The organism is Mesorhizobium sp. M7A.F.Ca.US.014.04.1.1, from assembly GCF_003998745.1.
Taxonomy (GTDB): Bacteria; Pseudomonadota; Alphaproteobacteria; order Rhizobiales; family Rhizobiaceae; genus Mesorhizobium; species Mesorhizobium ciceri.
In genome coordinates, this window is record NZ_RZRW01000652.1 from 1 (window position 1) to 2952 (window position 2952).

Consider the following 2952-nt stretch of genomic DNA (forward strand, 5'->3'; position numbering starts at 1 on the left):
ACGCCGACATGCGCAAGATCGAAAAGCGAAGCGGCTTCAAAATCTTGGCGCTCGATGTTTCCAAGATCGAGAAGATGGACACTGCCGGCGCCTGGCTGATCGACCGGCTGGTCAGCGCCTTCGAGAAGAAGGGTGTCGAAATCCAGATGCAAGGCCAGAGCGAGATCGCTTCGATCCTGCTCGAAGCTGTCGGCGAGGCCGTGCGGCGCGAACCCGAATCCGGCCCGGTGCGACCGCCCAACATCGTCATTCGCGCGCTGGAGGCGGTTGGCCGCCGGGTCTACGAGATGCGCGACGATTTTCTGGCCTCGATGAACATCCTCGGCGCCACCATCCGTGGCGCGCAGATGAAGCTCGGCCGTGGCCATGCCGTCAACCCGGCGGCGATTTTCAACCAGATCGACCGTATGGGCGTCGGCGCCATTCCGGTGGTGGTGCTGATGTCGGCGATCGTCGGCGCCATCGTCGCCCAGCAGGGCGCCTATCAGCTCAGCTATTTCGGCGCCGATATCTTCGTCGTCGACCTCGTCGGCGTGCTGATCCTGCGCGAACTCGGCGTGCTGATGACGGCGATCATGATCGCCGGCCGCTCCGGCAGCGCGATCACCGCCGAGATCGGCTCGATGAAGATGCGCGAGGAGGTCGACGCGCTGAAGGTCATCGGGCTCAACCCGATCGGCGTCCTGGTCTTTCCGCGGCTCGTGGCGCTGGTCATCGCCTTGCCGTGCCTGACCATCATCGCCAATTTCGCCGCACTCGGCGGCGGCATCCTGGCTGCCTGGCTCTATTCCGACATCCCGCCCGCCGCCTTCATCGACCGGCTGCGCGTCGCCATCGATCTCAGCACCATCTTTGCGGGCCTGATCAAGGCGCCGTTCATGGCCATGATCATCGGCACGATTGCCTCGGTCGAAGGCATGAAGGTCGGCGGCAGCGCCGAATCGCTCGGCCAGCATGTTACCGCTTCGGTGGTGAAGTCGATCTTCGTCGTCATCATCCTCGACGGGCTTTTTGCCATGTTCTACGCAGCGATCGAGTTCTGAGATGAAGCTGCGAAACAGGAAAAGGGCGGGTGCATTGGCGGATGACGCGGGCGAGGGCGATATCGTGCTTTCCGCGCACGACATCAGCGTTTCCTTTGCCGACAAGCTTATCCTCGACAGACTGTCGCTCGACATAAGGCGCGGCGAAATCCTTGGATTTGTCGGCGCCTCGGGTGCTGGCAAATCCGTTCTGCTGCGCACCATTCTCGGCCTGACACGCAAGCAGTCGGGCACGATCAGGCTGTTCGGCGTCGATATCGAGAAGGCTGATGATGCCGAGCGTCTGCGCATCGACATGCGGCTTGGCGTGCTGTTCCAGCACGGCGCCCTGTTCTCGGCGCTGACGGTGCTGGAAAACGTCCAGGTGCCGATGCGCGAATATCTCGACCTGCCGCGAAAGCTGATGGACGAACTGGCGATGCTCAAGATCGAGCTGGTCGGGCTGCCGCCCGACGCGGCGCAAAAATTCCCATCCGAACTGTCCGGCGGCATGATCAAGCGCGCCGCGCTGGCGCGGGCGCTGGCGCTCGATCCCGACATCGTCTTCCTCGACGAGCCGACATCGGGTCTCGATCCGATCAGCGCGGCGGAGTTCGACGAGCTGGTGGTCAAGCTGCGCGATACGATGGATCTGACCGTCTACATGGTGACGCATGACCTCGACACGCTGTTCACCGCTTGCGACCGGGTGGCCGTGCTCGGCAAGAAGAAAGTGCTGGTCGAAGGCACCATCGACGACATGCTGAAGAGCGAGGAACCGTGGGTAAAATCCTATTTCCGCGGAAAACGCGCCCGGCAACTTGATCTTGCGGCGCGCGCATAGCCATAAGTGGGACAATGGAAACCAGAGCCAACTACGTCATTGTCGGCATCTTCACGCTGGCCGCGATCCTGGCGGCGTTTGCCTTCGTCTACTGGACGGCGGCGATCGGCGACAAGGGCGAGACGACGTTGCTGCGCGTGCGCATTCCGGGCTCGGCCTCCGGGCTCGGCCGCGGAAGTTTCGTGCTGTTCAACGGCGTCAAGGTCGGCGACGTCAAGCGCGTCTATATTGATGTCGACAATCCGACGGTTGCCATCGCCGATACCGAGATCGACCGCATGACGCCGATCACCAAATCGACGCAAGCCGATATCGGGCTTGCCGGCCTGACCGGGCAGGCCAACATCGAACTCAAGGGCGCCGATCCCAAGGAGGTAAAGCTCCTCGACCAAGCGGAAAAGGAAGGCAAGGTCGCCGAGATCGTCGCCAACCCGTCGGCGGTGACCAACCTCTTGCAGACGGCGCAGAATATCTTCACCCGCGCCGACAAGGTGCTGACCGAGCTCGAAGGCTTCACCAAGGACGTTCGCGGGCCGCTGACGCAGACCGTCCAGAACGTCCAGACCTTCTCCGATGCGCTGGCCAAGAATTCGGACGGCATCGACAAGTTCCTGTCCGCGGCCAGCACGCTGGCCGATGAGCTGAAAGGCGTTTCCGGCAAACTCGACGGCACGCTGAAGGCGGCCGAAGGCCTTCTCAACGCGGTCGACAAGGACAAGATCAAGAGCATCGTCGCCAATGTCGACGCAGTAACCGGTAACCTCAAGCAGACGTCGAAGCAGCTCGACGGCGTGATCAAGAACGTCGATACAGCCGTGGGGTCGGTCAACGACTTCGCCAAACGGACGCAAGGCACGCTGGCCAAGGTCGACAACGTGCTCGACGGTATCGATCCCGCACAAGTGCGCTCGGCGCTCGCCAACATCCAAAAGGCCAGCGAGAGCGCCGACAAGGCCGCCGCCGACATCGCGGAGGTGACCCACAAGTTCGCCAACCGGGCCGACGACATCGACCAGACGATCAAGGACGCAAAGCAGCTCGCGCAACGGCTCAACGATGCCTCGGTGCGAGTCGATGGCATTCTAG

Annotated in this window: 3 protein-coding genes; all 3 read left to right on the plus strand. The window is 62.5% G+C overall.

Annotated features, from left to right (window positions below; translation table 11 throughout):
• The coding region (locus tag EOA22_RS29335; RefSeq protein WP_164755968.1) for an ABC transporter permease at positions 1 to 1043 on the plus strand (1043 nt) is incomplete at its 5' end.
• Position 1044: 1 nt separating this feature from the next.
• The gene (locus tag EOA22_RS29340; RefSeq protein ID WP_024503546.1) at positions 1045 to 1866 is read left to right on the plus strand and encodes an ABC transporter ATP-binding protein; all 822 of its coding nucleotides are present in this window, start codon (positions 1045 to 1047) and stop codon (positions 1864 to 1866) included.
• Between the two features lie 14 nt (positions 1867 to 1880).
• Positions 1881 to 2952, plus strand: a 1072-nt coding sequence (locus EOA22_RS29345) for an MlaD family protein (RefSeq protein ID WP_164755971.1), incomplete at its 3' end; no start/stop codon positions are given.

Coding starts and splice junctions, on each gene's coding strand:
- EOA22_RS29340 (WP_024503546.1), top strand. CDS start 1,045: ATGAAGCTGCGAAACAGGAAAAGGGCGGGTGCATTGGCGGATGACGCG.